This is a genomic window from Nonomuraea sp. B1E8 (assembly GCF_039871515.1).
Lineage (GTDB): Bacteria > Actinomycetota > Actinomycetes > Streptosporangiales > Streptosporangiaceae > Nonomuraea.
This window is the reverse complement of the sequence record NZ_JBDPLS010000014.1, coordinates 204,644-229,459: the sequence shown is the minus strand read 5'-3', so window position 1 is coordinate 229,459 and position 24,816 is coordinate 204,644. Positions and strand designations below refer to the sequence as shown.

Annotated in this window: 24 protein-coding genes; 18 read left to right on the top strand and 6 right to left on the bottom strand. The window is 70.0% G+C overall.

Annotation, left to right across the window (positions count from 1 at the left end; all coding sequences use genetic code 11):
* Positions 1 to 7: 7 nt before the first annotated feature.
* From ABGA98_RS37060 to ABGA98_RS37045, 4 genes are all read left to right on the top strand, one after another.
* A complete protein-coding gene (locus ABGA98_RS37060) occupies positions 8 to 1,138 on the top strand; it encodes a CoA transferase (RefSeq protein ID WP_347623104.1) in 1,131 nt (376 codons plus the stop codon).
* Between the two features lie 32 nt (positions 1,139 to 1,170).
* The gene (locus tag ABGA98_RS37055) at positions 1,171 to 2,199 is read left to right on the top strand and encodes a LysR family transcriptional regulator (protein ID WP_347623103.1); all 1,029 of its coding nucleotides are present in this window, start codon (positions 1,171 to 1,173) and stop codon (positions 2,197 to 2,199) included.
* An 844-nt stretch (positions 2,200 to 3,043) separates the two neighbouring features.
* Complete coding sequence (locus tag ABGA98_RS37050; protein ID WP_347623102.1) at positions 3,044 to 4,117, top strand: DUF6461 domain-containing protein; 1,074 nt, start codon at positions 3,044 to 3,046, stop codon at positions 4,115 to 4,117.
* Between the two features lie 215 nt (positions 4,118 to 4,332).
* A complete protein-coding gene (locus tag ABGA98_RS37045) occupies positions 4,333 to 5,286 on the top strand; it encodes a cyclase family protein (protein ID WP_347623101.1) in 954 nt (317 codons plus the stop codon).
* 84 nt (positions 5,287 to 5,370) lie between these two features.
* On the opposite strand, the gene ABGA98_RS37040 is transcribed toward ABGA98_RS37045, so the two are convergent.
* A complete protein-coding gene (locus ABGA98_RS37040) occupies positions 5,371 to 6,006 on the bottom strand; it encodes a TetR/AcrR family transcriptional regulator (protein ID WP_347623100.1) in 636 nt (211 codons plus the stop codon).
* 30 nt (positions 6,007 to 6,036) lie between these two features.
* Here ABGA98_RS37040 and ABGA98_RS37035 point away from each other — a divergent pair, with 30 nt between their 5' ends.
* Positions 6,037 to 6,186 carry a hypothetical protein gene (locus tag ABGA98_RS37035; RefSeq protein WP_347623099.1) on the top strand — a complete coding sequence of 50 codons (150 nt, stop codon included), beginning with the start codon at positions 6,037 to 6,039 and terminating at the stop codon, positions 6,184 to 6,186.
* Positions 6,183 to 7,373, top strand: a complete 1,191-nt coding sequence (locus ABGA98_RS37030) for an FAD-dependent monooxygenase (RefSeq protein ID WP_347623098.1) — start codon at positions 6,183 to 6,185, stop codon at positions 7,371 to 7,373. Before ABGA98_RS37035 ends, ABGA98_RS37030 begins: the two co-directional genes overlap by 4 nt.
* A 76-nt stretch (positions 7,374 to 7,449) precedes the next feature.
* Here ABGA98_RS37030 and ABGA98_RS37025 read toward each other — a convergent pair whose 3' ends face one another.
* Entirely contained in the window at positions 7,450 to 7,866 is a 417-nt protein-coding gene (locus ABGA98_RS37025; RefSeq protein WP_347623097.1) for a MarR family transcriptional regulator, read from the bottom strand.
* A gap of 88 nt (positions 7,867 to 7,954) precedes the next feature.
* Between ABGA98_RS37025 and ABGA98_RS37020 the strand changes: the two genes are divergently transcribed.
* From ABGA98_RS37020 to ABGA98_RS37000, 5 genes are read left to right on the top strand one after another with little or no spacing between them, the layout of a single operon-like run.
* Positions 7,955 to 9,145 carry a hypothetical protein gene (locus ABGA98_RS37020; protein WP_347623096.1) on the top strand — a complete coding sequence of 397 codons (1,191 nt, stop codon included), beginning with the start codon at positions 7,955 to 7,957 and terminating at the stop codon, positions 9,143 to 9,145.
* Positions 9,142 to 10,164: a zinc-binding dehydrogenase gene (locus ABGA98_RS37015; RefSeq protein ID WP_347623095.1), complete on the top strand. Its 1,023-nt coding sequence runs from the start codon at positions 9,142 to 9,144 to the stop codon at positions 10,162 to 10,164. The genes ABGA98_RS37020 and ABGA98_RS37015 overlap by 4 nt, the downstream gene beginning before the upstream one ends.
* A 43-nt stretch (positions 10,165 to 10,207) precedes the next feature.
* Complete coding sequence (locus tag ABGA98_RS37010) at positions 10,208 to 10,858, top strand: TetR family transcriptional regulator (protein ID WP_347623094.1); 651 nt, start codon at positions 10,208 to 10,210, stop codon at positions 10,856 to 10,858.
* Positions 10,859 to 10,900: 42 nt separating this feature from the next.
* A complete protein-coding gene (locus ABGA98_RS37005; RefSeq protein ID WP_347623134.1) occupies positions 10,901 to 11,827 on the top strand; it encodes an ABC transporter ATP-binding protein in 927 nt (308 codons plus the stop codon).
* On the top strand, positions 11,824 to 13,434 hold the full coding sequence (locus ABGA98_RS37000) for an ABC transporter permease (RefSeq protein WP_347623093.1): 1,611 nt from the start codon (positions 11,824 to 11,826) through the stop codon (positions 13,432 to 13,434). The genes ABGA98_RS37005 and ABGA98_RS37000 overlap by 4 nt, the downstream gene beginning before the upstream one ends.
* Positions 13,435 to 13,533: 99 nt before the next feature.
* Here ABGA98_RS37000 and ABGA98_RS36995 read toward each other — a convergent pair whose 3' ends face one another.
* On the bottom strand, positions 13,534 to 13,695 hold the full coding sequence (locus ABGA98_RS36995; RefSeq protein WP_347623092.1) for a hypothetical protein: 162 nt from the start codon (positions 13,693 to 13,695) through the stop codon (positions 13,534 to 13,536).
* 242 nt (positions 13,696 to 13,937) lie between these two features.
* Here ABGA98_RS36995 and ABGA98_RS36990 point away from each other — a divergent pair, with 242 nt between their 5' ends.
* Positions 13,938 to 15,746 (top strand): alpha/beta fold hydrolase, encoded by a 1,809-nt coding sequence (locus tag ABGA98_RS36990; protein WP_347623091.1) that lies wholly within the window; start codon positions 13,938 to 13,940, stop codon positions 15,744 to 15,746.
* A gap of 697 nt (positions 15,747 to 16,443) precedes the next feature.
* Here ABGA98_RS36990 and ABGA98_RS36985 read toward each other — a convergent pair.
* Both ABGA98_RS36985 and ABGA98_RS36980 read right to left on the bottom strand, forming a co-directional pair.
* Complete coding sequence (locus ABGA98_RS36985) at positions 16,444 to 17,652, bottom strand: FAD-dependent monooxygenase (protein WP_347623090.1); 1,209 nt, start codon at positions 17,650 to 17,652, stop codon at positions 16,444 to 16,446.
* Between the two features lie 123 nt (positions 17,653 to 17,775).
* On the bottom strand, positions 17,776 to 18,600 hold the full coding sequence (locus ABGA98_RS36980; RefSeq protein ID WP_347623089.1) for an SDR family NAD(P)-dependent oxidoreductase: 825 nt from the start codon (positions 18,598 to 18,600) through the stop codon (positions 17,776 to 17,778).
* Positions 18,601 to 18,915: 315 nt separating this feature from the next.
* Between ABGA98_RS36980 and ABGA98_RS36975 the strand changes: the two genes are divergently transcribed.
* The 3 genes from ABGA98_RS36975 to ABGA98_RS36965 are packed head-to-tail and all read left to right on the top strand — an operon-like array spanning position 18,916 to position 21,466.
* Positions 18,916 to 19,827, top strand: a complete 912-nt coding sequence (locus tag ABGA98_RS36975) for an NAD(P)-dependent oxidoreductase (protein WP_347623088.1) — start codon at positions 18,916 to 18,918, stop codon at positions 19,825 to 19,827.
* Positions 19,824 to 20,747, top strand: coding sequence for an RNA polymerase sigma-70 factor (locus ABGA98_RS36970; protein ID WP_347623087.1), 924 nt, complete (start codon positions 19,824 to 19,826; stop codon positions 20,745 to 20,747). The genes ABGA98_RS36975 and ABGA98_RS36970 overlap by 4 nt, the downstream gene beginning before the upstream one ends.
* Positions 20,748 to 20,770: 23 nt before the next feature.
* The gene (locus tag ABGA98_RS36965; protein ID WP_347623086.1) at positions 20,771 to 21,466 is read left to right on the top strand and encodes an NAD(P)H-binding protein; all 696 of its coding nucleotides are present in this window, start codon (positions 20,771 to 20,773) and stop codon (positions 21,464 to 21,466) included.
* A gap of 95 nt (positions 21,467 to 21,561) precedes the next feature.
* Here the strand turns inward: ABGA98_RS36965 and ABGA98_RS36960 are convergent, their stop codons facing one another.
* Positions 21,562 to 21,876 (bottom strand): hypothetical protein, encoded by a 315-nt coding sequence (locus tag ABGA98_RS36960; RefSeq protein ID WP_347623085.1) that lies wholly within the window; start codon positions 21,874 to 21,876, stop codon positions 21,562 to 21,564.
* On the opposite strand from ABGA98_RS36960, the gene ABGA98_RS36955 reads away from it, so the two are divergent.
* From ABGA98_RS36955 to ABGA98_RS36945, 3 genes are all read left to right on the top strand, one after another.
* Complete coding sequence (locus ABGA98_RS36955; RefSeq protein WP_347623133.1) at positions 21,869 to 22,171, top strand: nuclear transport factor 2 family protein; 303 nt, start codon at positions 21,869 to 21,871, stop codon at positions 22,169 to 22,171. The genes ABGA98_RS36960 and ABGA98_RS36955 overlap by 8 nt on opposite strands.
* A 492-nt stretch (positions 22,172 to 22,663) precedes the next feature.
* A complete protein-coding gene (locus ABGA98_RS36950; RefSeq protein WP_347623084.1) occupies positions 22,664 to 23,446 on the top strand; it encodes an SDR family NAD(P)-dependent oxidoreductase in 783 nt (260 codons plus the stop codon).
* A 96-nt stretch (positions 23,447 to 23,542) separates the two neighbouring features.
* Entirely contained in the window at positions 23,543 to 24,784 is a 1,242-nt protein-coding gene (locus tag ABGA98_RS36945) for an MFS transporter (protein ID WP_347623083.1), read from the top strand.
* The last annotated feature ends 32 nt before the right edge of the window (positions 24,785 to 24,816 follow it).

The window sequence follows — 24,816 nt, the reverse complement described above, 5'->3', positions numbered from 1 at the left end:
GAGCGGCATGACCCCCCCTCTCGCGGGAGTTCGCGTCGTCGAGTTCGGCCACTACATCGCCGCCCCAGCGGCGACCCAGATGCTGTCCGACCTCGGCGCCGAGGTCATCAAGATCGAGCCGCCCGCCGGCGACCAGGCACGCGGCATCGGCGCCTACGGCGAGGGCATCGTCCTGGCCTACAACCGCGGCAAGCGCTCGATCGTGCTCGACCTCAAGCAGGCCGGCGACAGGGACACCGCCCTGGGTCTGATCACGGAGGCGGACGTCGTCGTGCAGAACCTGCGGGCCGACGCGCTGGCCGGCCTCGGTCTCGGTCCCGACGACCTGCGGCCGGCCAACCCCAGGCTCATCTACGTCTCGATCCGTGGTTTCAGCTCCCGAGGCCCCTCGGCGAACCGGGCCGGCCTCGACATCGCCGCGCAGGCCGAGAGCGGGCTGATGTCGATCACCGGCGAGCTCGACGGTGATCCGCTCCGGGTCGGCTTCCCCGTCGCCGACGTCGCCGCCAGCTACGCGGTCGTCCAGGTCGTCCTCGCCGCGCTCCTGCGCCGGGAGCGCACCGGCGAGGGCGGGGTCGCCGAGGTCTCGCTGCTGGACGCCGCTATCCACCTTCAGTCGGCGATGTGGGGCGAATGGCACGCCTCCGGCCAGGAGCCGCGGCGCAAGGGAAACGGCCAGGCGACCGTCGCTCCCGCCGCCGACCTCGTACGCACCGCCGACGGGACCATCGTGTTGTCGGCCTACACCGCCGACCACTTCGCGCGGCTGTGCCGGCTCATCGACAGAAAGTGGATGATCGACGACCCTCGCTTCGCCGACAACCCCGCCCGGGTCGCCAACCGGGAGGCGCTCCTGGCGGAGATCTCGCGGGCCATCGGCGTCCTGCGGACCGAGGAGTGCCTCGCGATGCTGGCCGACCACGGCATCGTCGCGGCGGAGGTGCGCACCTACCACGACGTGGCCGAGGCGCCGGACGTGCATGCCAGCGGAGTCCTGACCACGGGCATCGGGCCGGACGGTGACCGCTACACCGTTCCATCACTGCCCTTCACCCTCGACGGTGTCACCGTCGAGGCGGACCAAACGGTGCCCCGCGCCGGGGCCGACTCGGGTGCGCCCGGCTGGCGCGGCGCTTGACCTGGTGAGCAGGGCGCACATTGGATCGCATCATGAACGTCCGCGAGCTCGAATGCTTCCTCGCCGTCGTCGACCAGGGCAGCATCACCCGGGCCGCTTCCGCGCTCTACCTGGCACAGCCGTCCCTGTCGCAGATCATCCGCCGCCTGGAAAGCGACCTCGGCGTGGAGCTGTTCCGCCGGGTCGGGCGCGGACTGGTGCTCGCCCCCGCCGGTGAGGCGCTTGTCGGGCCGGCCCGCCAGGTCGTCCGTGACCTGCACCATGCCCGCCAGGTCGCCGAGGGTTACCGGGGGCTCGAACGCGGACGGGTCGACCTGGCGATCTCCACCTCCCTCACGTCCAACTTCCTGGCCGCGTGGGTAGGTCACTTCCGCCGCCAACATCCCGGGTTCACGGTCCGGCTCAAGCAGCACGACGGCGACACCGACGAGATCGTCCACCTGATCAGGTCGGGCGAGGCCGAGCTCGCCTACGCGGTCGCGCCCGTGTCCCGGCAGGGAATCGACTGCTTCCGCATCGGGGAGGGCGAGGTCGTGCTGGCGCTGCCGCCCAGTTGGCGCGCCGGCTTCCCCGACCCGATCCCGGCCGCCCTGCTCGACGGCCTGCCGATGATCGTCGATCGGGGGTTCGGGCGTGCGTACCTCGACTCCATCGGCGTCGAACCCACCGTCGTCGTCGATGTCAGCGAACCCGCCGGACTGGTGCCACTGATCGTCGCCGGCGCGGGAGCCGCCGTCCTGCCGATGCGCCAGGCGCTGGACGCTCGACGCAGGGGAGCCAGCCTGCGCATGATCGAACCACTGGCCGTACGGGCGATCTACGCCATCACCTCGACCTCCCCGCTGTCGATACCGGCCCGCCGATTCCTCGAACTCAGCAGGGAGAACCTTGATCGCTGGAGGCGGGCCGTGACCAGACGCACCGACCGGGGCATGACGCTGCTGGAGGCGTCCATCGACGCCGACAACGTGATCGAAGCCGCATACCAGCGACTGGAGGAGACCCCTGACCAGCCGATGACGCCCCTCGCTTCCGCACCACTCCCGCCGCAGGATCCCTGATCTGTGGATCGCCGTGCCCAAGGATGATCACAGAGTGCCGGACTGGGCCTCAGACGTCACACCGTTGACCAGGGTCGCCGACGAGCCGGCCGATACCGGCCCCATCCTGCGCTTCCACCTCTCGTGCGTCGCTGCGCCGCGGCGGACGTGCCCTGCGGTCACGTCCTCGATCCATCGCCCGCACACCCTGCAGAGCAGCACATCCTGTCAGACCTCTTGCCGCCGAATCCGGTTATAGTAGATCGCGACGTCTTCTGGGGCGTGCAAACGCATGTCCTCGCCGTCAGCGCTCACCATGTAGACCCACCCGGGCGGAGCGGAATCGGGTTTCGTGAGTGTGAAGGGGCCTTCCCCGTTGATTGCCCACACCGTGCTACCGAGGCCCACAGTGTGACCGTCTTTCGTGCGATAGCTTGAGGTCATACAGCAGTCGTACCACCGCTTCCGTTGTCCTGCCGCCCTTTCACAGACCTCTAAGCCTAAAAGGTGGTTCGCGAGTAATTCCTGCTTGGTGAGCCGGGCGTACAGAGACAGCAGCGCAAGCCGTACGCGAGCGATACAGCACCACCTGGTACGTGAGCTTCAGGCCGTGCTGAGTGTAGAGCGCGGCCTTGTCGTCTGGGTCCGCTTCCGAGACCAGCCGCACCAGATCCCCGACATCCGACAAACCGGCGGAGCGGAAAGCAGCTCGGCACCCTCTACCAACGCCGGCGCAGTTTTTCCGCGGACCCTTTCTGGGTTTATGCCAACCCGCTCCCGAGCGAACGTGACGTCAAAACTGCCGCGTTACTAACGAACACGCTGTGATCTAGCATCATCGTGGCCCGACTTCGAGGAGCGACGTATGGATCCCGTCGATGAGCACTTCGCCGACCTGCTCGAGGCCGGGCTGCCAAGACAGCTCTGCCTCACCTGGTGCCAAGGGGACGACCTGGAGGTGGTGGCCAGGGACTTCGGCGCCGACCTGGCCGGCGGCCTGTGGGCTGATCCCGACGAGCTAGAAGAGCTCGAAGAGGAGCATCGGGGCGAACTGCTCCAACTCACCGCCGCGGACGGGTGGGTAATCGCGCTCGAACCGCAGGGGTTCGAAGGCAGCAGGAAAGAGGTGCTCACGCGCCTGTCGCGCTCGGAGCAGGCCTTGAGCGTCTACTGGAACGTCGAGATGGACAGCGCCATCGCCTACGCCGACGGAGGGCGGGTGCTGACCACGTTCAACCTAGTGAACCCGGACGAGCGCACTGGCGACGACCCGCACTCGCTCGACCACCTTCTGTCCCAGGTCGGCCTAAACGGCGGGCAGCCGACGCACGCGCGCAAGGCGCGCAGCCTCGCGCTCGGCGAGCTGATCAGCGGACGGACGCTCACGCCCGAGCGGTTGCGCGCGCCGCAGCTCGTCTTCACCCTGACCGATCCGCGCCCCGACGCTCTCGTGCCCTCCGCGTGCCTGAACCCACGCATGCCCTTCCTCGACGAGCCGCCGTTCGCCCGGATCCTGGCCGCACCCTCGGTCGCCTGCGCGCCGGACATCGTCCAGATGGTGGTGGCCGCCGCGCTGCCGGTGGCCGCCCTGGAGGACGGCCTGGCGCGCGAGGTCGCGGCGCGAGGCGAACAGGGCTCCGCCCAGAAGGAGGCCCTGCGGGCGCGGCTGCTGGGTCGCGTCACCGAGCTCAGGCGCCGCGTCGGCCGCCTGCGCAGCCAACGCGGCCTGGGCGGCGCCGAAGAAGCGGGCCGGTTGGAGTCGATGGCCGACGCCACGTTCGTGCTGGCCGAAGCCCTGCGAGACGACCCCATGACGGCGGCCGACGCGGCGACCGCAGGAGTCGTGAACCTGTCGCTGCCCCGCGCCGACGAGCTGCGCATGCGCGTCCTGCACAACGCGGTCAAGCACATCGCCTACAACCTGCGGCATCCCTCCTGACCGCCTCTGACAGGACGTCGGGCTCAAGCAGCGCCCCTGTGGAGCCGAGCCACACCTGATGGAGGAGGCTTTAGGGCTCCTCCCGTAGGTTCTGCCGTCTCCACCAGCGATCCTTACGAGCGCTCTCCGGTGCCGGCGAGTCATATCGAAGGAGAGGGCGGGATAGCCTGGCCTGCGGTGCCTCGAACCACGTGACCGGAGGAGTCGATGCTGGGATGACGGCAGAGCGACCGATGCCCACACAGGACGACGTGCTCGGCTACTTCGACACGCTGTCGAACTGGGGACGGTGGGGCGACGACGACGAGCTCGGCACTCTCAACCACATCACCGACGACGTCCGGCTGGCGGCGGCGCGGGCCGTGCGCCACGGCAGGAGCGTGTCGTGCGCATGGGAGGTCGCCGTACCGGAAGACATGGAGCGGTCGACGACGACGTGCCCGTGCGCCGCCGACATGCCGGGTGCCGAGAACATGCCGCCCGCATTCCACGCCGACCGGCGCTGGGGCTTCTCGTCCGAGCGGATCGGCGTCACCTTCCACGGCAACACCCTCACCCACATCGACTCGCCGTGCCACATCTTCTGGGACGGCACGATGTACAACGGGCGGTCGCACTCGCTGGTCGGCGCCGCAACGGGATCGGCGTGGGCGTCCGTCACGGCGGCGGCGAACGGGATCATCACGCGTGGCGTCCTGCTGGACATCGCGGGCGTGCGGGATGTGCCGTGGCTGGAGCCGGGGCAGGGTGTGTTCCCCGACGATCTCGAGGAGGCCGAGCGCCGCCAGGGTGTGCGGGTACGATCCGGCGATGCGGTACTCCTGCGGACGGGCTATGGCCGCGTCCGGCGCGAGACCGGTGCGGTCAGCGGTTTCACGCAGGCCGGGTGGCACGCGTCCTGCCTGCCGTGGCTGCATGAACGGGAGGTCGCGCTGATCGGCGCCGACACGCCCCAGGACGTTCAGCCATCGGGGTACGAAGGCGTGTTGATGCCGGTTCACGCCGTGAGCCTCGTCGCGATGGGTCTGTGGATGGTCGACAACTGCGACCTGGAGGCGTGCGCGGCGACGGCTGCCGAGCTCGGCCAGTGGGACTTCCACCTCGCAGTCGCGCCGGTCCGCTTCGCCGGTACGTCCGGCAGCCCGGTCAACCCGATCGCCACCTTCTGACCGCGGTTCACGAGGACGTGCCATCCGCCGTCTGGCCGCCGCCCCGATCAGGCCTGCTCTTCACGGGCCTCTGACGGGCGCGGGTCATGGGGCATGGGGTGCCGAAGGTTGTGGGCGCAGGCCGTCCATCATGACCGTGACGAAGCCGGCGGCCAGTTCCGGGGAGCTCTCGTTCGAGCGTGCGATCGCGTAGGCCGCCTCACCCAGCAACACCGTGGTGACGGCCGGGTGAAGGTCGGCTCTGATCGCTCCGGCATCCTGCGCCCGGCCGATCAGGTCGCGCAACGTGTTGCGGAGTTCGGCGCGCCGCAAGGTGGTCAGGGGAACCCGCAGGCCCTCAAGCTGTTCGCTCATGATCCAGTGGGCTGCCTGAAAGGTGATCAGTTCGGGCAGGAAACCGCGCAGGGCCGCGCCCGGGTCGTCTTCGGCCAGCGCCTCCTGGGCGCGTCGAATGAGCGGGCCGAGCAGGTCGGCGACGGCCGCGTCAATGAGCGCGTCCTTGGTGCCGAAGGCTCGTACGACCGTTGCGGCCCCCAATCCGGCCTGACGGGCGATGGTCTCCACTGTGAGAGTCGTCTCGGGCCGGGCGAGCAGCGTTTTGGCGGCCTCCAGGGCAAGGCGCCGGTTGCGTACGGCGTCCGCCCGGCGCGGCCGACCCTCGACCGCCTTCGGTGTTGACATCTGGAATGCCCCTTCCACATCATTAACTGGAATGCTCATTTCAGTAATTTATGTGCCTGGGGAGGGCCCATGCAAGCACTGCTCACCGCCCCTGACTCCGCCGCCGGCGTACGGCTCGGCGAGACACGCGAACGCGCCGACCGGCACGACATCGACACGCTCCCCCGGAGGCTGCGGGCGAGCGACGCTCCCCGTCGGATGACGGTGACGCTCCGATGAGCCGGCGCATCCTGATCTCCGGCGCGAGCATCGCCGGGCTCACCCTCGCGCACTGGCTGCGCAGGCGCGGCTTCGAACCCACGGTGATCGAGCGCTCCCCGCGGCTGCGCGCCGGCGGTAACGGCGTCGACGTCCGCGACCAGGCCATCGAGGTGGCCGAGCGGATGGGCGTCATGCCACGCATCAGAGCGGCAGGAGCCGACGTGGTGGGTATGGCGTTCCTGGACGCCGACGGCGAGCCCCTGGCTCGGATGGACCTGCGGCCCAGAGGCGACGAAGTCGAGATCATGCGCGCCGATCTGGCGGCCATCCTGCACGCGACCGCCAAACGTGGCGTCGAATACGTCTTCGGCGACTCCATCCAGAGCCTGCGCCAGGACGATGACGGCGTCGCGGTCACCTTCGAGGAGGGATCCCCGCGCAGGTTCGACCTGGTCGTCGGCGCCGACGGCATTCACTCCACGGTCCGCCGCCTCGCCTTCGGGCTGGAGACGCGGTTCCTGCGGTACCTGGGCCACTACTTCGCCTTCGCCGACGCCGATCCCGCCCTGGGCGAGAACCGCTGGGTCACGGCCTACAACGAGCCAGGCAGGATGGCCCTCGTCTATCGCTCGGGCAACCACACGGGCGCCAAGGCCAACTTCATGTTCCACCGTCGCGAACCGCTCCTCTACGACCACCGCGACATCGACCGGCACAAGGACCTCCTACGCGAGGCCTTCACCGGCCTTGGCTGGCATGTGCCCGCGCTGCTCGACCGGGCCCTGGCCGATCCCGACCTGTACGTCGACTCGCTCGCACAGGTTCGTATGCCCTCTTGGTCGTCGGGCCGCATCGCTCTGGTCGGCGACGCCGCCTACTGCGCTTCCCCGGTGTCGGGCTGCGGCGCCCGGCTGGCCATGGTCGGCGCCTACCGCCTGGCAGGCGAGCTCGCCACCGCCGACGGCGACCACGAGATCGCTTTCCGCCGATACGAGGACGGTTTCCGAGATGCCGTCCGGCGCATGCAACAGGTCGGCCCCAACCTCCGGCTCATGATTCCCAAGAGCCGGCTCGGCGCCCGTATCAGGAACGCCATCGCCCGGTCACCGCTCCTGGACTCCCTGGCGGGCATCGAGCGCATCATGAGCCCCAAGAACACCGACCCGCTGCCGGACTACGACAGCCGGGCCACCACCGCCCGCTGAGAGCCGGTGGTACAACGCCGGGTGCGGTCCGGGCCTTCGCAGGCCACGACCCACCTGGCGCCATGTCGGCCCGGGGTCACGGCTGATTGAGGACGCGGCGCAGTGCGGTGGTGGCGGCGGCGAATTCGGTGTCGTCCAGGAGCGTGCGGCCCCATTCGAGCAGCGGCCGCCGCGCCTGCTGGATGCGGGTGGCCATCTCGTGCCCGTGGGGGGTCAGGGTGAGCTCGACGTGGCGGCGGTCGTGCGCGGACGGATGGCGGTGGACGAGCCCGGCGTTGTGGAGGCGGTCCACGAGCCGGCTGGGGTTACCGGTCTCGGCGATGAGGCGGGCGCCGAGCTCGCCGAGGGTGAGGGGCTGGTCGTCGGCGAGGATGAGGATCGCCTCGGCCTGGACCACCGTGATGCCCAGCGGCCGCAGGGCCTCGCTGAAGCGTCGGTTGATCTCTCGGTGTACGGCCTTGACCGCCAGCACGAACTCCAGCACCTGGTCCACGGAACGGCATCCTACTTGAATCGATGACATGACGTAGATATCGTGCGCCATATCGTTAGATGACATGACACACACCTAGGAGAGCGATATGCGCAGCACCGTCCTGTCGCGGACACCGACGTTTCACTTCGAAGCCGTCCGGGCCCTGTGGTCGAGCCCGTTCAACGGAGCCGACTACGGAGAGGTCGTCTCGGCGGTCTCCCGGGTGCGCCCCGGCGACTTCGAGTCCTGGCACCGGCAATGGGCCCACCTGGCCATGGCCACGTGGGGCCGCGCCGATCGCCTGGGCGACCCGGTCTCGCGGGGCAAGGCCCTGCTGCGGGCGAGCAACTACATGCGCACCGCCGAGTTCTACCTGGCGCCCGGCGACCCTCGTCGCGTGGACTGCGCGAGCCGTTCCCGGACGTGGTTCGACGCCGGACTGGCCGCCCTCGGCGTGGCCGCCACTCGCTCGCGCGTACCGTACGAGGACGCGGAGATGGAGACGATCTTCCTGCGGTCATCGCGCCCGGACGCCCGGGACGTGCTGGTGGTGCACGGGGGCTTCGACTCGACGCCGGAGGAGTTGTACTTCGTCGTCGGCGCCGGCGCGCTGGAGCGGGGCTTCCACGTGCTGCTGTACGAGGGGCCCGGGCAGGGCAACCTGCTGCGGGAGTTCGGGATGCCGTTCACGTCGCAGTGGGAACGTCCGGCCGCGACGGCGATCGACTCGCTGTGGCGGCACTGCGATCCCGGCGCGATCATCGGGGTGGGGGTGAGCTTCGGCGGCCACCTGCTGGCCCGGGCGGCCGCGATGGAGAAGCGCTACGACGCGATCGTGCTGCTCGACTACTTCCCCGGCATGTTACGAGCCTTCGCCCACAAGATGCCCCGGCTGCTGCGCGGGCGGATCGGCGCCATGCCCGCCTGGCTCCAACTCCTGATCAGGCTGAACGCACGTTTCGACGCTGAGCTGCGCTGGGCGCTCGGCAACGCGTTGTGGACGTTCGGCGTGTCCACGCTGCCCGCCCTGGTCGCGGAAATGGGCAGGTACGACGACCGCGCGTGGGCCGATGCCATCGAGGCCGACGTCCTGGTGCTGCTGGGCGAGGACGAGCACTTCTTCGACAACCGCCTCGGGTACGACTTCGCCCGCCGGCTGACCGGCGCGCGCTCGGTCCGGGTGCACGAGTTCCCCGGGGCCGAAGGCGGCGGTCTGCACTGCCAGAACGGGGCCGTCCACCTCGCCCACGAGGTCATCTTCGACTGGCTGTCCACCGTCAAGGAGGCCGGCCGATGAGCGAGCCGATCAAGCATGGCCGGATGGTGGTGCGGCGCTTCGGCGACGCGGAGACGCTGACGCGGGCCGAGGCGGTCACGCCCGTCCCCGAGCCGGGCCAGGTCAGGGTCAGGGTGCTGGCAGCGGGAGTCGGCTACACCGACGTGATGGCGCGCAAGGGCGAGTACCTCTTCCAGCGGGGACGGCCCTTCAGCCCCGGGTACGAGCTGGTGGGTGAGGTCGTGGACCACCACGTCGGCGCGCCGCCGCCCTGGCTGGTGACCGGCGCCCGGGTCGCCGCCTGCCTGACCAGGATGGGCGGCTACACGGAATACGCGAACCTGCCCGTGCGGATGCTGGCCCCCGTACCGGACGGCCTGGACACCCTGGTGGCGGCCGCCCTCCCGCTGGACTACCTGACAGCGCTGAGCCTCCTGGACCGGCATGGCCGGGCCCGCCCGGGCGACACCGTGCTCATCAACGGCGCGACCGGCGGCGTGGGCGACGCGCTGTGCCAGCTCGGCGCGCACCGGCGCCTGTCCATGTACGGCACCGCCTCCGAGCGCAGCCTGCACCTGCTGCGCGACTACGACATCGTCCCCATCGACTACCGCCACCAGGACGTCGCTCAGGTCGTGCGCGCCCGGCACCCCGAAGGCGTCCGGATCGTCTACGACCACCTCGGCGGCGCCGCCCTGCGCGCCGGCCACCGCCTTCTGGCCCCGGGCGGCGCGCTGGTCAGCTACGCGTTCATGGCCCGGCCCGGACACGTGCTGGCCGACACCGTCCGCGGTGCGCTGCACAACCGCATGCTGAACCTCCTGCCGGGCAGGCGTACGGCCATCTGCTCGCTGCCCCGGGAGATCGCCGCGGACCCGCCGCGGCACCAGGCGCTGCTCACCCACCTGTTCGAGCTGGCGCTCACGCGGCGCATCCGGCCGCGGATCGGCGCGTGCCTTCCGCTCGCCCAGGCCGCCGACGCCCATCGGGCACTCGAACGACGGGACGTCCACGGAAAGATCATCCTCACCATGTCCTGACCCCGGTTGCCCCGACGCTGAACACATGTTTACTATAGTAAACGTGTGTTCAGCTCTTTCGGCGGATCTGACCGCCCAAGCCAAGATCCGTAACGCCGCCATCGAGCACTTCGCCCGCGACGGCTTCCAGAAGACGAACCTGCGCGCCATCGCGGCCACCGCAGGGGTGAGCGCCGCCCTGGTCATCCGGCACTTCGGCAGCAAGGACAACCTGCGGAGCGTCTGCGACGAGCACGTCCTGCAGATTCTGGTGCGGAAAGCCCGGACCGTGGCCGACCTCGTCGGCGTGCGCGATCTGTCCCAGGAATATCTGTCGAACTCGGAGGAGTACCGCCTCCATGTGCAGTACATGGTGCGCGCGATCGAGGACGACTCCTCCGCGGCCACCACGTTCGTCAACACGCTGGTGGAGGAGACCGAGCAGATCTTCCGGGACGGGATCGCCAGCGGCTCGATGCGCCAGTCCTCCGACGTGCGGGCGCTGGCCGTGCACACCGTGCTGGTGAGCCTGGCCACGCTCACCATGGCGCCGCCCCTGACCCGCGCGCTCGGCTTCGAGCGGATGGGCCCCGACGTGCTGCGGCGCATCGGGCTGCCCATGCTCGAGATCTACACCCACGGCTTGTACACCGACGACACCATGCTCAAAGCCGCCCAGACCGTCTGGGACGCCCAGCGGGGAGACGATCTCTAGTCCTCTCCGCATCACCACCACACAAGGACACCCATGATGACTGTGACCGATGCCATTTCCATGGCCGGATTGGTCAAGTCGTTCGGCCCGGCACGGGCACTGAACGGCCTCGACCTCGTCGTACGGACCGGTGAGGTGCACGGCTTCCTCGGGCCCAACGGCGCGGGCAAGAGCACCACGATCCGGATCCTGCTGGGCCTGATGCGCCTCGACGCGGGTACCGCCCGCCTGCTCGGCGGCGACCCCTGGACACAGACCGCTGAGCTGCACCGCCGCCTGGCCTACGTGCCCGGCGACGTCACCCTGTGGCCCGGCCTGTCCGGCGGCGAGGCCATCGACCTGCTCGGCCGGCTGCGCGGCGGGCTCGACCGGCGGCGCCGTGACGAGCTGATCGAGCGCTTCGACCTCGATCCGCGTAAGAAGGGCCGCACCTACTCCAAGGGCAACCGGCAGAAGGTGGCCCTGGTCGCGGCGCTGGCCTCCGACGCCGAGCTGCTCATCCTCGATGAGCCCACCTCCGGTTTGGACCCGTTGATGGAGGAGGTCTTCCGCCAGACGGTCCAGGAGGTGCGGCGCGCGGGTGACCGTACGGTACTGCTGTCCAGCCACATCCTCTCCGAGGTCGAGGCGCTCTGCGACCGGATCACCATCATCCGCGACGGCCGCACCGTCGAGACCGGCACCATGGCCGAGCTGCGGCACCTCACCCGCACCTCCATCGACGCCGAGCTGGCCACCCCACCGGACGGGCTGGCCGGCCTGCCGGGCGTGCACGGCCTGCGCGCCGACGGCTGCCGGGTACGCTTCAGCGTCGACGCCGCCGCGCTGGACCTCGCACTTCGCCACCTCACCCAGGCCGGCGTGCGCAGCCTGGTCAGCCGACCTCCGACGCTGGAGGAGCTGTTCCTGCGGCACTACGACCGCGCGACCGCGAACGTCAAGGGCCGGCACGCGGAGGCAGGACGATGAACGCGTTCGCCGGCACGGGAAAGCTCATCCGCCTGGTGCTGCGGCGGGATCGTGTGCTGCTCCCGCTGTGGGTGGCCCTCATCTGCATGATCCCGGTGGTGTTCGTCGGCGCGTTCACCGGGGCGTACCCGACGGCCGAGGCCCGCCAGCACTACTACGAGACCAGCGTCCACACCAGGGCCTTCACCATCGCGTACGGCGTGCTGAACGGCTCCAGCCTCGGCGAGCTCGTCTCGTGGCGGTCGGGGTTCGTGACGTTCATGGTCGCGCTGTTCGCGCTGCTCACGATCATCCGGCACACGCGTACAGAAGAGGAGGCCGGGCGGCGCGAACTGGTCGGAGCCACCGCGTTGTCGCGGCATGCCGACCTGGCCGCCACTCTGATCGTCACCTGCGGGGCCGTCCTCGTCCTTGGTGTGGCGTCGGCGCTGGCGCTGATCGGCCAGGGCCTGCCCGCCGCCGGTTCCCTGGCGCTGGGGCTCGGGTTCACGGTGACCGGCTGCGTGTTCGCCGCGATCGGCGCCGTGACCGCGCAGCTCACGACGGGAGCGGGCGGCGCGCGGGCCATCGGGATCAGCGTGCTCGGTGCCGCACTCATCCTGCGCGGTGCCGGCGACATCGCCGCGCAGTCCGGTGACGGGCCCGCGTGGGTGTCGTGGCTGACACCGCTCGGCTGGGCGGAGGCGCTGCGGCCCTACTCCGGAGAACGGTGGTGGGTCCTCGCGCTCGCGGCCGGCGCCGTGGTGGCGCTGATCGTGCTGGCCGTGGCGCTGTCGGAGCGGCGCGACCTCGGCGCCGGCATGTTCCACGCCCGCCTGGGCCCGGCCGCCGCCGGACCTCGCCTGAGCAGCCCGCTGGCGCTGGCCTGGCGGCTGCACCGCGGCCCGTTGATCAGCAGGATCGCCGGACTCACCGTGGTCGGGCTCGTGGTCGGCGCGATGTCGGCGAGCCTCGGGACGCTGATGGACAACAGCGGCGCCGCGGCCCGAGAGGCGCTGGCCCGGCTCGGCGGTCCCGGCACGATCGTCGACCAGTTCCTCGCCCCCATGATGACCATGCTCGGCCTGGTCAGCGCCGGCTTCGCCATCCAGGCCGCGCTGCTGCTCAGAAACGAGGAGCGCGACGGGCGGGCCGAGCCCTTGCTGGCCACCCCGGTGCGCCGGCTGCGCTGGGCGGGCAGCCACGTCGTGTTCATACTGCTCGGCCCGGCGCTCGGGTTGATCGCCTTCGGGACGGCCGCCGGTCTGGCGCACGGCCTCAACACGGGCAACGTCGCCCGTGAACTGTCCCGCCTCCTGGCCGCCGCTCTCGTGCAACTCCCTGTGGTATGGGTGTTCACCGGGGTCGCGCTCGCCCTGTTCGGGCTGCTGCCCAGGCGGGTCGCCGGCACGTTCGCGGTGGCCATGGTGAGCATGCTGTCCGGCTGGGTCGGCCTGGAGTTGCAGCTCGACCAGTGGGTCATCAACCTGTCGGTCTTCGAGCACGTACCGAAACTTCCCGGCGGGGTCATGACGGCCACGCCACCCATCGTCATGACCGTCGTCGCGGCGGCCCTCGTCGCGGTCGGCCTGGCCGGATTCACCCGACGCGACATGCCCACCACCTGAGCCTGGAGTGGGTGACGCTGTGCGGCCGGGCAGTCGGCAGCCGGCTGCCACGCCCATACTCGGCGACCGGAGAGCCTGCGACATCGTCCGCAGGACCGGCTACGACCCGTCGTCGGCGGTGACGGCGAGGGCGGGCAGCCGGTCACGCCAGGCCTCGAACGCCTCGGCCATCACACCTTTGCACAACCTGGTCACCTGGTGCGAGACCCCCTTCTTCACCGAGGCGGAGCGGGCGGCGCTCGCGCTGACCGAGGCCGCCACCCGGATCCAGGACGGCGCGCCGAGCAGGTCTCCTCCGGTGACGTGCTACGTCTGGAAAAAATATGTAGATCGGTCTACTCTGTACTCATGGCGATCAAAGGGCCGTGACGCGGGCGACATTGATCGACACCGCGCGCACGCTGATGAGAGGCGCCCCGCGTCGTCCGGCCCTGGAGGCGAAACCCTCGCGTATACGTGTGCGCAGAAAATATGTAGATCGGTCTATTAAAGATGGGATGCACATGACCAAAGAACCTGATGCCCTGGTCACAGGCGCGACCGGCCTGCAGGGGCGGTGGCTGGTGGCGGAGTTGCTCGCACGGGGACGCCCGGTCGCCGCGGCCGTCCGTGGCGGGCCTGCCCGCGGGGACACCCTGCGCACGTGGCTCCGCGAACACGACGTCGGCGACCAGGCACTCACCGTCGTCTCAGCCGACATCACCCAACCGGGACTCGGGCTCTCGCCGCAGGACCAGGCCCAGCTGAGGTCCGTACGAGATGTCTTCAACACCGCCGGCCTGTACCGCTTCGGCCTGAAACGCGACGAAGCCCGGCGGACCAATGTCGACGGCGCCCTGAACGTCGCGCGCTGGGCCGGTACACGACAGCACCTGCGGCGCCTGGTCCAGATCTCCGGATATCGCGTCGGAGGAGCGGAGAGCTCCAGCCCTGCCTCTGAGAGTCATCTGACCAGGCTCTACCGGCGCTACGGCGCCTATGAGGCCTCCAAACGTGAGGGTGACGCGACCGTACGGGCCTTCGCCGCAGCACAGGGGATCCCGCTGACCGTGGTCAATCCGGCCATCGTGATCGGGCACTCGGTCACCGGCGAGGCCGAGCAGTACATCGGCCTGGCCGAGATGGTGGAGAACCTGTGGACGGGACGGCTCCCGGCACTGGCCGGGACGCGGCACACGTTCGTCCCCGTAGTCACCGTCGATCACCTGGCCCGTTTCCTGGCGGCCGTGCCCGAGCACGACCACGGCCCCTACAGCGCTCACTGCCTCCTCGACGACGCGACTCCCGAACTGCCCGAGCTGATCGCGTTCCTCGCGCGGCACCTCGGCCTGCGCGCGCCGCGCATGGTCCTGCCGACCGGCCTCGTACGACGGCTGCCCCGCGTGCTCACCAGAACCGAGCCCGAGACCCTGACCTTCCTGTCCGAGGACCGCTACGACACCTCCTCGGCCAACGCGCTGGCCGAGGCAGCCGGGTTGAGCCATCCCCCGGTGAAGGACGCCCTGCGCCGTTGGGCGGACCGGCTGGTCGCGGAGCGGTTCGGCCACGCCCGGCCGCCGCTGAAGGGTGGGTTCCACCGCGTCGCCGGAGCCCGGACCTACGTGGCGGGTGATCGCCTCTCCCCGGGTTACGTCCTGCTCCATGGCCTGCCCCTCACCGCCGAGACCTGGCAAGGCGTCCTGCCCGAGCTGGACGACACCGCGCTGGTGGCCGACCTGCCGGGATGCGGGCGATCGGCCCGGTCCGCCGCCGACCCCGCCGACTGGCTCGCCGACCTGCTGGCCCCGCTCCGGACCCGGCCGGTCCTCATCGGGCACTCGGCGGCCACCGCTCCTGCCCTGCGCTACGCGCACGCCCACCCGGACCGGGTGGCCGGCCTGGTGCTCGTCTCGCCGTACTTCCTCCAGCGGCGGCCCCGGTGGCACCTGCGCACTCCCGCGCTGGTCGGACCACTGCTGCGGACCGCTTCGCCCCAGCGGCTCGGCAGGACGCTGCTCGGTTCTCACCCGGCCGACGCCCCCGCGCAGCGCGCCCTCGACGACGCGGCAGCGCAGTTGCGGCGGCCGGGCGTCGCGCGGCGCACCGCGCGCCGGCTCGACCGAGCACAACAGCACAGCGAACGTGCCGAGCTACGGACACTGGCCGCCACCTGCCCGGTGCCGCTCCACCTCGTCACCGGCGAATTCGATCCGCTGATCGACGCCACCCTCGACGCCCAGGTGACCGTCATCCCCGGAACCGGCCACCATCCACAGCTCACCCATCCGGCCCACGTCGCGGCCGCCGCGAAAGCGAACGTCCCGATCCGCTGAACCAGAACTGGGAGGAGTGACAGCAGGTTGCCGGTGAGGGCGGCGGGCAGTCCGGCGTGGTCGCCGAGCTGGACGAAGTAGGTGGCCACGGCGTTGTTGCCGGTCTCCGAGAGTAGCGAGGCCGGTACGGGCAGCCGGGCGGCCACGCGCTTGGCGATGGGCGAGCCCAGGGCGGTGGCGGCGTAGAAGGCGCTCATGGCGAGGCCGAGCGCGCTGCGGGACGCGGTGGCGGGATCACGGGAGGGGACGCCAGGCGGGGGTGGCACCGTCCCGGCTGACACGCCCGAACTGCGCGTCGGCGAAGTGGATGCCGAAGCCGATCGTGTCCGGCTCGGCCAGCTCGGCGACGAGCTGACGCCGGAACGCGGCGGACCGGGCCGGGTCGTGGTCGGAGGCGGTCGACCAGTCGGGGTGATCGATCTGGATCGGGGAGTGCAGGGCGTCGCCGAAGGCGATGGCACGGCGGGCAGGGCCTGCGGGCCGAAGCCCGCGTCGATCAGCACAGCGCGTTCACCCTGTTCCACCAGCGTTCCGCCTGTATCGAAATCTGGTCCGGCGGACGGCGACGTCCGAGGCACGGTCGCCGGGTGATCCGGGTTCTCAGGGCAGACAGCGATCACACACCGGACGCGAGTGTCGTGGCCGTGAGGTGACCGTCGGTGGCTGCGTCGGTGTGGTGTTCATGAGGGAGGGTGAGTCATACGGCGGCGACGTCGAGTTGCTTGTTCTTCATGTCGGAGCCGTTCAGGATCTTGCCTATCGTCGGGCCGATGACGGGAGTGTGCGTCAGGCGCAGCATCGCGGCGCGGATGATCTGTTCCTTGCGGTCCTGCGGCGTGAAGAGCCTGCGCATGGTCAGCGCACTGTCCTGCTCTGCTTGGATGAACGGCCGCATCCTGGCCTCCCACGCCCGCAGCGCGCTGGGCAGGTCGTCGGGGTGCCGTCGCAGCATGGTGCCCAGCAGTTCGCCCCCGGCCATGGCGCTGGAGGCGCCCATGCCCGCGTACAAGGTCACACACCAGGCGGCGTCGCCGACCAGGACGACGCGGCCGCGGTGCCAGCGGGGCATCCTGACCTGCTGCACGGAGTCGAACAGGAAGTCCGGAGCCTGCTCGAACCGGGTGAACAAGGTCTCCAGGAGACGTCCGGTGGCCTCGGGGCCGAAGGCGGCGCGGAGCGACTCGATCGGCGGGCGGGCGAACTCGGCGTCGATGTCGCGGGTGCGGTAGGAGAACAGCAGGCTCGGCGGATGGTCGTCGTAGGGGAAGGTCCATGCCGAGCGTCCGGGCTCAGCCAGGATCAGGCCCTCGTGCATCGTGAAGCCCTCGATCGGCCTGTCAAGCAGGGTGACGGCGATCATGTAGTTGAGCGGGTGCAGGTACTCCTGCGGGCCGAAGGCCAGGCTCCGTACGGTGGAGCGCAGGCCGTCGGCGCCCACCACCAGGTCGAAGCGCTCGGTGACGACGGCGCCTGAGGCGGTGTCGTGCAACGTGACCTCGGCGGCCGTGTCGTCCTGGGTGATGCGGGTGGGCACGGTGGAATAACGGATCTCCACGTCGCCCGGCAACGCGGAGAACAGCCCTTGCTCGACGTCGCCGCGCAGCAGTTGCAGGGGTCTGCCCGGCAGCGTTGACGGGTTCATGCCCGGCGTTCGGCGTCCCGCCCGATTCACCTCGTACGCCTTGAGCAAAGGGCTGCTGCGGTCCCCGATGGCCTCCAGCACGCCCAGACGGCGGGCGGAGGCCACGCCGGTGCCGAACAACATGACGAAGTACCCTTCCGAGCGGCGCACAGGTGCCCGCTCGATCAGCACCGGCTCCCAGCCGACCTGCCGTAGCCGGAGCGCGGTCGCGATTCCCGCGATCCCGAGCCCGACCACCAGGGCACGGCGGCCACCATCTTGCATGACGACTCCCTTCCACAAAAGTGCTTCTCCAGGTCCCGGCGCGCAGCCGCGGACCGCTCGGCGTTCATCAGGGCGTGGGCGCCCGTCACCCACCCGCCAGGAACGGGGTGATGGGCTGACAGATCAGGCGGACGGGGCCGCGTGGGCCTGCGCCGAGAGATCGAGCCAGTCGGCCCAGTTCTTGAGCCGATCGGCGTAGACCTGCTGGATCATCGGGAGGTTCTGCTTGCCGAAGAACACCCGCAGGGGCGGGTCGGGGAGGTCGGCGACCTCTAGCATGGCCTGGCCGGCGGCGGCCGGGTCGCCGAAATCGAGCGCCTTGCCGTACGCGGCTTGGGCCTGGCGGGCGGCCTCATAGTGCAGGTTGGACGAGGACATGACCGCGATGGTGGGCGCGCCGGTGGCGTAACTGCCGGGCTCCACGATGGTCACCTTGATGTCGAAGCCGGCGACTTCCTGGGCGAGGCTCTCACTCAGGCCTTCCAGAGCCCACTTGGACGCGCAGTATCCGCCGCCGAGGGGGAAGGCGGCGACGCCGGCGGTGGAGGAGATCTGAATGATGTGCCCGGAACCCTGCTCGCGCAGGTGAGGCAGCACGGCCTGGACGACCCGCAGTGGGCCGAACAGGTTGGTCTCCAGCAGGCCGCGCACGTCTTGCTCGGTCAGCTCCTCGACCGCGCCGAACAGGGCGTAGCCGGCGTTGTTGACGATCACATCCAGGCGGCCGAAATGCTCCTTGGCCCGCGTCACGCTCTCGCGGACGGCTGCCGTGTCCTTCACGTCCATCTCCAGCGTGAGCACCAGGTCGCCGTAGGCGGTGACCAGGTCATCGAGGCTTCGAAGGTTGCGGGCGGTGGCTGCCACCCGGTCGCCGCGGCTCAGGGCGGCCTCGACGAAGCTGCGGCCGAAACCGCGCGACGATCCGGTGACGAACCAAACCTTGCTCATGATCTTCTTCTTTCTGCCATGGATGCGACTCCCGCCAGGCGCGCACCGGGCTCTCCCCGGCCTGCGCGAGGTCTTTGACTGCATGTCGCCGCAGAAGCCGCAGCCCGCGCTCCGAGGGCCGGACACGCCTTTCCCGGGACGAGACAGCGGGCCGTTCTGTGACATGGCGAGAACCAGGAGTGGCTCCTTGGATTTCGCCCGGCATGTGACAGGACGGGCTGTGGCGCCGTCGGACGGGGTGATGTCACAGAACGGGCGAGCTGTCTCGTCTCCTGGCGGAGAACAGGTATCGGGGCTGGGAAGGGAGGGGTCGTTGTGCGGGTGTTCGTGGCCGGTGGAGCCGGGGTGCTGGGGCAGCGGCTGGTGCCGCAGCTGGTGGCCAGGGGGCATGAGGTGACGGCGACGACGACGAGGACCGCCAGGCTGGGCCTGCTGGAGCGGCTGGGCGCCGAGGCGGTCGTGATGGACGGGCTGGATGCGGCCTCGATCGGCCAGGTGGTGGCCCTGGCGCGGCCAGAGGTCGTCGTGCACCAGATGACCGCGATTGCCGGCAAGCCGGATATCAAGCACTTCGACCGCTGGTTCGCCACGACCAACCGGCTGCGTACCGAAGGGACCGATCATCTGCTCGCCGCCGCTGAGGCGAGCGGTGGGTGCCACGTCGTCGCGCAGAGCTACGCCGCCTGGAACGGCATCCGTCAGGGCGGGTGGGTCAAGACCGAAGAGGACCCACTTGACCCGACCAGTACCGGTAAGGGCGCGCAGGCGATCCGTCATCTGGAAGAAGCGGTGATCAAGGCCGGTGGCGCGGTGTTGCGGTACGGCGCGTTCTACGGGCCTGGCGCCACCGATGACCAGGTCGAGCTGGTGCGCAAGCGGCAGTACCCGGTCGTCGGCGACGGCGCGGGCCATAGCTCGTGGGTGCATCTCGACGACGCGGCCGCCGCCACCGTCCTGGCCGTGGAGCAGCGGGCGAAGGGCGTGTTCAACATCGTCGACGACGAACCGGCCCCGGCTCGTGAGTGGCTGGCCCACCTGGCCGCGTGCGCCGGTGCCAAGCCTCCGATGCGGATCCCCGTGTGGCTGGCCCGGCCGCTGGCCGGGAAGACGGCGGTGACGATGATGACCCAGGGACGCGGCTTCTCCAACGCCAAAGCCAAACGCGAACTCGGCTGGCGATTGCGCCATCCCTCCTGGCGGCAGGGCTTCAAGGAGGAGCTGGGATGACCCGGACCGAGGAGTTCGAACAGCTGCGGCCGCTGCTGTTCTCCATCGCCTACCGGATCCTGGGCAGCGTGAGCGAGGCCGAGGACGCGGTCCAGGAGACGTGGCTACGCTACGAAGCCTGCCCGACCCGGCCCACGTCGGCCAAGTCGTTCCTGTCGGCCATGGTGTCTCGCATCGCGATCGACGTGCTGCGCTCGGCACGCATGCGGCGGGAGGAATATGCTGGGCAGTGGTTCCCCGAGCCGCTGCTGGCCGACCCGTACGAGGATCCGGAGCGGTCGGCGGAGCTCGCCGACACGGTCTCGATGGCGGCCCTGCTGCTGCTGGAGCGGCTCAGCCCGCTCGAACGGGCGGTCTTCGTGCTGCGGGAGGTGTTCGAGTTCCGCTTCGGTGAGGTCGCCGCGGCGGTGGGGCGCTCTGAGGCGGCCTGCCGCCAGCTTGCCGTACGAGCGCGCCGCCACATGGACGCCGGACGTGCCCGGTTCGAGGCCGATCGGCGGGAGCGGGAGGAACTCGCCGGTCGCTTCTTCGACGCCTTCCGCGAAGGTGACCTCGACGGGCTGCGCGAGCTGCTGGCCGCCGACGTGCAGATGGTGGGCGACAGCGGCGGCAAGGCCCCGCTGTGGGGCGACGGAATCTTCGGCGCCGACAACGTGGCCCGCATGCTGGCCGGGTTCGTCGCACCGTTCCACCGGATCGGCGGCGTCGTGGAGCCCCATGAGATGAACGGCCAGCCAGGCGCGATCTTCCGCGACCGGGACCGTAAGATCGTCAACACCCTGACGCTCGACATCCTAGACGGGCAGATCCAGACCATTCGCGCCGTGATCAACCCCGACAAGCTGGGGCATCTGGGGCCGGTGGCCGACGCCTGGGCGATCGTCCGCGAGACCAACCGGATCCGCCGGCTCAAAGACTGACGCCCACGGAAGGGACGCTGGTCATGCGTATCGCAGTCTTCGGCGCCAACGGCCCCACCGGCCGTCTCCTCACCGGGCAGGCACTCGCCGCCGGACACCATGTCACCGCGATCACCCGGCAGCCGGACTCGTTTCCCCTGCACCACGAACGGCTCGACGTCATCGGCGCCGACGTGCACATTCCCATGGCCGTCGACGCCGCCGTGGCGGAGCAGGATGCGGTGCTGTCGACGCTCGGGGTGCCCGCGGGGAAGGAACCGATCACTACCTATTCGCGTGGTATGGCCAATATTGTCGCCGCGATGAAACGGCATGAGGTGCGCAGGCTCGCCGTGGTGAGCTCGAGTGGGGTCGACCCGCAGCCGTACTCGGAGGGCGGGTTCCTGCTCAACCGAATTGTGCTGCCCTACTTGACGCGGGTGATGGCCAAGACGCTGTACGACGACATGCGCCGGATGGAGGCGCTCGTCCGCGCCAGCGATCTCGACTGGACGATCCTGCGTCCGAGCGGGCTCTACCATATGCCGTCGGTGACCGACTACACCCTCGTCGAGGGCCACGCCGACGCCAGGTTCACCTCCCGGACGGATCTGGCCGCGAGCATGCTGGCCCTGCTGGACGACGACCGCTACGTCCGCACCACGCTCAGTGTCGTCACCACAGTCGACAACCCCACATTCCTCCAGTACGTCCGCCGCGAAGTACTCGCCAAAAACTGACCCGCCGGCCGGGGACCGCCGCCGCACGCCACCACCTGGCCTTCGGTTTCGGGATCCTCTACGGCATCCACCGGCTATCAGACCTGTTCCATAGCTCAGTACTCTGCATGACACGATGTCCACCAACACACCGGATCTCGGTCCCATGCCCCAGCGCTCAGCTGCCTGGAGCCGTCGATCGGGATCATGGCGTATTCGGCGAACCCGACGACCAGGGTGGGCGCGGTGATCAGGGGCAGCAGCCGCCGGATGTCCACGCGGCCGCCGAGGTCGAGCGGCCGGCCGATGCCGGGCGGGGGCCAGCCGCCGACCAGGACGAGGCGGCGCACCAGATCCGGCCGGGTCGCGGCGATCGCGGCGCTCGCCGCGACCCGCGGACGCGTCGAGTCGAAGTAGGCGGCGCTGTCCACCTGTCACTTCCTCCACCACCGTCCGGACGCGACCTCCAGGACGAAGTCGGAATGGCCGGCCGCCGCGGGCGCCGCGCTCGTCCCGCTCGCCGGCATGCAGGTCGAGATCCAGCACGTGCTGGCCGACGGCGATCACGTCGTCATGCATTCGCGGCGCCGGCTGCCCGGTCCAGGGCCGGAGATCACGGTCGTCGACATCTGGCGGCTCGACGACGGTCTGATCATCGAGGCATGGGAGATCATCGAGCCGGTGTCCCAGGCGGCCGCCAACCTGACATGGTGGGAAATTCACTGATCGCCGACGCAGCCGCACAGCAGAACCCCAGCTCACAGTACGAGACCGGGTTTCCGCGCGGGACACGGTGAAGGGCCTGTCGGGTTGGCCCCATTTGTGACGTGGCACACATCATGCGGCCGAGGTGTCACAAACGATCGGTTCGCCATCGTCTCGTGTTCGTGCGTGCTGAACACCACTGCGCATCAACCTGATCAACACGCTCGCAGAGGGGGAGAAACCCGGCTCGGCGACGCTCTCCGGGGTGTATCCGACGAGACCTGGGCCGAGGTGCGCAAGCACTACGACGACGACCAGATCGGTGCGCCGGTCTGTCGGTTGTCATGATCAACTCGTCCACGCGGATGAATGTCATCGTGCGCAACCCGGGGGTTCCTACGAGCCCGGCATGTTCGCCGCGCTCATTCAGGACCGATCGGAGATTCTGAGCGATCTCGATTCCGCCCTGTGCAATTCGACGTACGTCCACTGGACGTCAATGGAGGCAAAGCAATGGATCTGCATCTGACTGACAAGATCGCCGTCGTCACCGGCGCCAGCCGGGGGATCGGCCTCGCGATCGTCCGCGCGTTGGCCGCAGAAGGCGTCACGGTGATCGGGGCCGCCCGAAAGATCACGGCCGAACTGACCCGCGACAGCGCCGACGCCATCGCCGTCGACCTGTCGACCTCGACCGGACCCGGGGAGCTCGTCCAGTCCGTCCTCGACCGGCACGGAGACATCGACATCCTGGTCAACAACGTCGGCGGCGGCGATCCGGCCGACCTGCGCGGCTTCAACGACTACGACGACGCCATCTGGCAGCGGACGTTCGACCTCAACCTCTTCGCCGCCGTCCGCGCCTGCCGTGCGGCCTTGCCGAGCCTGCTGCGACGCCGAGGAGTGATCATCAACATCTCCTCGGCCGGCGCACGCCTGCCACACCTCGGCCCGGTGCCCTACAACGCCGCCAAGGCGGCACTCAACGCGTACGGCAAGGCCCTCGCCGAGGAGTACGCCGACCGCGGCGTCCGGGCCGTCACCGTCTCCCCGGCCGGCACCCGGACCGAGCTCTGGACCGAACCCGGCGGCTTCGGCGCAACCCTCGCCGCCGCCCAGGGCGTAAGCCACGAAGAACTGCTCACGAACGTCGCGACGGCGGCAGGCATCAGCTCCGGGGAACTCATCGAGCCCGCACATGTGGCATCCATGGTGACGTACCTGGCATCGCCGTTGGCCATCAGTGCTACCGGGAACAACTACCTCGTCGACGGGGGCGCGGTGAAAGCAGTCTGACCGGCGATCACCTCTTCCACGCGCCCCAGAAGACAGGAGCTTGACCGTGTACCGAACAAGGGCTGCGCTCACGATGACGCAGGTAAGGCCGAGATCGTGAATGTGCGTCTGGACGCGCCCGGCAGTAGCGGCGTCAGAGCGACGAACTGGCTCGTGGTGGTGCTGTGCTTCCTCCCGATCGTCATGGACGGGTTCGACGCGACGGCGCTGGCGCTGGCGGTCCCCGCCCTCGCCGAGAGCTGGGGGCTGGCGTCGGCGGCCTTCACGGTTCCCCTGGTGGTGACGAGCGTCGGCGTGTTCGCCGGCTACCTGGGGTCCGGATGGCTGGCGCAGCGGTTCGGCCGTCGCCGGTTGCTGATCGGAAGCGTCGCCCTGTTCTCCCTCGGCACGATGGTCACCGCGGTCGTCCTCCCCGCGCACTCGATCGAGGCGCTGGGGGCCGTTCGCCTGGTGACCGGGCTGGGGTTCGGCGGGGCGCTCCCGTCCGCGGTGGCGGTCGCGACGGACTTCAGCTCGAACCGGCGACGTGACGTCGTGTCCCTGCTGATGGCGCTCGGGGTCGCGTCGGGTGCCACCGCGGCGGGCTTCGTCTACCTGCCGCTGATCGCCTCGGTCGGTGTCACCGGGCTGTTCTGGCTGGCCGGAGTGGCCTCCGCGGTGCTGGTGCTTCCCATGGCGATGCTCCTGCCGCCCGAACCGGCCGCCCAGGAGGTCGCCGGCGGAGCCCCGCGCGGCGAGCGCGTCGGGCAGCTGTTCGCTCGCCGCGTGCGGGTCAACACGCTCCTGCTCTGGCTGTACGCATTCCTCGTGTTCACGGTGTCCACCGCACTGTCGGGGTGGGCGCCCGTCCTGCTCACGGATCTCGGGGTCTCGGCGGCCGAGGCGCCGCTGGGGCTGGCGTTCATCTACCTCGGGGCGATCGTCGGCGGGGTGGCCATGATCCCGCTCGTGGCCTGGGCCGGTATCGGCCGGATGCTGATCGTGATGCCGCTGCTCACGTCGGTGCTGGTGGTGGCGTCGATCAGCCTGGGGCTCGGCGGGCTGGGATTGCTGATCGCGCTGTGCGGCGTCGGTGCCGCGGTCAGCGCCAGCCAGAACGGCCAGCTGGCGATGGCCGTCGAGCTGTACCCGCGCGAGCAGCGGACGACCGGGGTCGGGTGGTCCTCGGCCATGGGCCGGGTCGGTTCGGTCGCGGGACCGGGCGTGACCGGCGCCCTGCTGGCGCTGGGGACCTCGGCCGGCACGATCTTCTACCTCGCCGCGGGCGCCATGGTCGTCGCGGTCGTCTGCGCCGCGCTGCTGCGGGCGAGCATGCGCAGCGGGGCCCGCGCATCCTGACCCGCACCGCGCGGCCTCCTCAGCCCGCCGAC

Bases quoted from the DNA above. Each gene is read 5' to 3' on its own strand.
- ABGA98_RS37060 (WP_347623104.1), top strand. From the start codon at position 8: ATGACCCCCCCTCTCGCGGGAGTTCGCGTCGTCGAGTTCGGCCACTAC.
- ABGA98_RS37055 (WP_347623103.1), top strand. From the start codon at position 1,171: ATGAACGTCCGCGAGCTCGAATGCTTCCTCGCCGTCGTCGACCAGGGC.
- ABGA98_RS37050 (WP_347623102.1), top strand. From the start codon at position 3,044: ATGGATCCCGTCGATGAGCACTTCGCCGACCTGCTCGAGGCCGGGCTG.
- ABGA98_RS37045 (WP_347623101.1), top strand. From the start codon at position 4,333: ATGACGGCAGAGCGACCGATGCCCACACAGGACGACGTGCTCGGCTAC.
- ABGA98_RS37040 (WP_347623100.1), bottom strand. From the start codon at position 6,006: ATGAGCATTCCAGTTAATGATGTGGAAGGGGCATTCCAGATGTCAACA.
- ABGA98_RS37035 (WP_347623099.1), top strand. From the start codon at position 6,037: ATGCAAGCACTGCTCACCGCCCCTGACTCCGCCGCCGGCGTACGGCTC.
- ABGA98_RS37030 (WP_347623098.1), top strand. From the start codon at position 6,183: ATGAGCCGGCGCATCCTGATCTCCGGCGCGAGCATCGCCGGGCTCACC.
- ABGA98_RS37020 (WP_347623096.1), top strand. From the start codon at position 7,955: ATGCGCAGCACCGTCCTGTCGCGGACACCGACGTTTCACTTCGAAGCC.
- ABGA98_RS37015 (WP_347623095.1), top strand. From the start codon at position 9,142: ATGAGCGAGCCGATCAAGCATGGCCGGATGGTGGTGCGGCGCTTCGGC.
- ABGA98_RS37000 (WP_347623093.1), top strand. From the start codon at position 11,824: ATGAACGCGTTCGCCGGCACGGGAAAGCTCATCCGCCTGGTGCTGCGG.
- ABGA98_RS36990 (WP_347623091.1), top strand. From the start codon at position 13,938: ATGACCAAAGAACCTGATGCCCTGGTCACAGGCGCGACCGGCCTGCAG.
- ABGA98_RS36985 (WP_347623090.1), bottom strand. From the start codon at position 17,652: ATGCAAGATGGTGGCCGCCGTGCCCTGGTGGTCGGGCTCGGGATCGCG.
- ABGA98_RS36980 (WP_347623089.1), bottom strand. From the start codon at position 18,600: ATGAGCAAGGTTTGGTTCGTCACCGGATCGTCGCGCGGTTTCGGCCGC.
- ABGA98_RS36970 (WP_347623087.1), top strand. From the start codon at position 19,824: ATGACCCGGACCGAGGAGTTCGAACAGCTGCGGCCGCTGCTGTTCTCC.
- ABGA98_RS36965 (WP_347623086.1), top strand. From the start codon at position 20,771: ATGCGTATCGCAGTCTTCGGCGCCAACGGCCCCACCGGCCGTCTCCTC.
- ABGA98_RS36950 (WP_347623084.1), top strand. From the start codon at position 22,664: ATGGATCTGCATCTGACTGACAAGATCGCCGTCGTCACCGGCGCCAGC.